We start from the raw sequence: 2736 nt of genomic DNA on the forward strand, positions 1-2736 counted from the left end.
AATCCTTAATGGGTAAAGACGTGTCATTTAATGATTATTGGAAAACAAGAGCGATTTAGAAAGGTAATTAATTTTAACGGTTTTGAGAGCGAGAAAAACGAGATAACACATCTATTGGTGGGGATCAATAGAATGTTTATATCAAGCTCTCAAATTTAATTTAAGAGGTGACCATGCGGCATATAACAGTCATAACGGGACTTGCGATATCACTCTTGTTATCAGCTTGTCAGAATGCAGATTTAGAGCGACAAAAAAATTTAGTGGATCAAACGAGTAAAACTTATGCGGTGACACAAAAGAAAGCGACTGAAGATGCACCGAAAAAATATGAATTTTGTGGGAACGAACAAGCTCCTTGTCCTGTTCTCACCCATACAACCACTGAAACCAAGGAGAACCCATCTCATGAAAACTCTTAAGAAATCATTTAAGCAGGTAACGAATTTTTTTACATCAGAAAAAACAAAAATCTGGTTAAAAGTCATGTTGGTACTGACCGTGATGCTTGGATGTCGACAGGCTCTTGCGACTGATCTTTTGGAAGGAACAACGGATGATATGAAAGAAACATTAGAAGGTAGTGGACGAAAGTGGTTGATTTTAATTGATTTTGCTTTAGCAGCAGCTATGTATATTAAAACCAAAAACGTCATGATGTTTCTCGGTGTTCTGGTTATTACCATTGCGATTACCAACATTTTACCAGCATTTTATTGAGTTTGAATCATGGATAAATATTACATCCCTAAGCATTTAGATGCACCTGTAAAAATATTATTTTTTACGCTTGATGAATTTATTTTGTCGGTAGTTCCTTGTCTATTTTTTATTTTTATAGGCATGCCGTTGCTTGGGATCATATTTTTTGTAGGCGCGCTTATTGGTATTAAAAAACTAAAAGGCGAGCAGGGGCTTTCCTATTTAAAAGCACTGGCTTATTGGCACTTGCCAGCATTTACAGTTTTTTATGTAACACCACCTTCTAATCAACGTTTTTACTTAGGATAAATGTATGAAAAAAAGAATTGCTGATACTTTGCGTCAAAAGCTCTTGCAAGAGCGAAATTTGGCGACATTTTTTGGGATAGGGGGGTTGTTGTTCGCCTTTATTGAACTGCTCATTATTTTAAAAATTTGTACACATCAAACGGTCGTGGTGACACCGCCGGTCGTGAATGAAAGTTTTTGGGTCGATCACAAGACGGTTTCTGAAAGCTATTTGTATCAATTTTCTGAATTTTTAGCGATGACACGTTTTAACGTTGATCCATCGAATGTCGATGCACAAAACGAGCTCTTTTTGCAGCAAGCTGATCCTAAGGATTTTGGCGTACTTAAAAAAGAACTTATCGCCACCGCTCAAAAAATTAAACGTGAGCATTTAAGTATCGCGTTATTTGTTAACCAAATCCATGTGGATCAAAAGCATTTGAAAGTGCTGATTGATGGCACATTGATGAGTATGGTGGGAGGCGATGCAACGCCAGAGCAACCCATCCATCTGCTTTTGCAATATCGCTTTGTTAACGGTCGTTTGTATTTATCATCTATGAATGAGGTAATTCCCCATGCTTAAAAAACTGTTTTTAATTCCTTTAACCGTATCATGTGTCTGGTCATCTAGTAGTTTCGCGCTACAGACGAGAACGGTCGTCGATAATGGTTCGACGACAGCACAAATATCCGCGTCAGAAATGACGAAAATTATTGTGGATGAAGATTTTATTACGGATTTATATCTCTCTAACAGCAATATTCAAACGCAAATCAATAATGAAACCGGTGAACTTTTTTTACAACCACAAAGTACGCTGCCCAAACAATCGTTTACCTTGATGATTCGAACGCATTCAGGACATTCCTATACGGTGGTGGCGATGCCTGTGAATACGCCTGCTGAAACGATTATGTTAATGCCCGCAGGGAGTGGTTCTAAAAAAGCCGAACGCTGGGAGACGTCTTCGAATTATCAAACACTTTTGATTCGCTTATTAAAAAGTATGGCTGAAGGTGGTCAACCGGATGGTTATAAAGTGATTCATCTGGATACGAAAGAAAAGAATTACGGAAAATTAGGTGATATTGCCTATATCAAGGCTCTTACACTTTATAAAGGAAAACAAATCAAAGGCGAAGTGTATCAAATTATTAATCGTACGGATCAACCCATCAATTTGACCGAACGTGAATTTTATCAAGCCAAGGATCGTGGTATTGCGTTGCAAGAAATGACGGTTGCACCTCATGATTCTACCATCCTTTACAAGGAGAGTGATAATGCTTAAGAAACATCAAATTAAAAAACAGCAATTGATTGCGCTTGGCGTAATATTGGGCGCTGGTGTATTGATTATACTGTCCATGTTTTTCTTTACATCATCAAGTAGCACTAAAAAAGTAGCTGAAAAAGATAGTTTTGAGAAAATTGATCTGGTGAATCCCGCTGATAAAGTGGATCAAGAATCGATTTGGATTGAAGAAACACAAAATCAATTAAAAACGTCTGAAGATGAGCAACAACGTCTGCAACATCAGCTTGAAAATCTTTCAAAACAAAATGAGACCTCAACGCAATCACAAACGGATTTACAGCATCAAGTCGATGTGCTGACGCAAGAAATTACGAGTATGAAAAAGCAATTAGAGGAAGCTAAAAATCAACAAAACGCCGAACCTCAAAATCCGAATGCGGCGGGTTTTCCCAATAGGGGACTCAACACGCGCGGCTTGCGC

5 protein-coding genes are annotated in these 2736 nt (G+C 38.0%); all 5 read left to right on the plus strand.

All coding sequences use genetic code 11. The features are described from left to right. Positions 1–315: 315 nt before the first annotated feature. Complete coding sequence (locus tag FJ366_04290) at positions 316–720, plus strand: hypothetical protein (GenBank protein MBM3894785.1); 405 nt, start codon at positions 316–318, stop codon at positions 718–720. A 9-nt stretch (positions 721–729) separates the two neighbouring features. Next, on the plus strand, positions 730–1011 hold the full coding sequence (gene traL / locus FJ366_04295) for a type IV conjugative transfer system protein TraL (protein MBM3894786.1): 282 nt from the start codon (positions 730–732) through the stop codon (positions 1009–1011). 4 nt (positions 1012–1015) lie between these two features. Next, positions 1016–1579 (plus strand): type IV conjugative transfer system protein TraE, encoded by a 564-nt coding sequence (gene traE, locus FJ366_04300; GenBank protein MBM3894787.1) that lies wholly within the window; start codon positions 1016–1018, stop codon positions 1577–1579. Beyond that, positions 1572–2288, plus strand: coding sequence for a hypothetical protein (locus tag FJ366_04305; GenBank protein ID MBM3894788.1), 717 nt, complete (start codon positions 1572–1574; stop codon positions 2286–2288). The genes traE and FJ366_04305 overlap by 8 nt, the downstream gene beginning before the upstream one ends. Beyond that, positions 2281–2736: hypothetical protein (locus tag FJ366_04310; GenBank protein MBM3894789.1), on the plus strand; the 456-nt coding region annotated here is incomplete at its 3' end. The genes FJ366_04305 and FJ366_04310, both read left to right, overlap by 8 nt.

The sequence above is a fragment of the Candidatus Dependentiae bacterium genome, from assembly GCA_016871815.1.
GTDB lineage: Bacteria > Babelota > Babeliae > Babelales.

Coding starts and splice junctions, on each gene's coding strand:
- traL (MBM3894786.1), top strand. CDS start 730: ATGGATAAATATTACATCCCTAAGCATTTAGATGCACCTGTAAAAATA.
- FJ366_04305 (MBM3894788.1), top strand. CDS start 1,572: ATGCTTAAAAAACTGTTTTTAATTCCTTTAACCGTATCATGTGTCTGG.
- traE (MBM3894787.1), top strand. CDS start 1,016: ATGAAAAAAAGAATTGCTGATACTTTGCGTCAAAAGCTCTTGCAAGAG.
- FJ366_04290 (MBM3894785.1), top strand. CDS start 316: ATGCACCGAAAAAATATGAATTTTGTGGGAACGAACAAGCTCCTTGTC.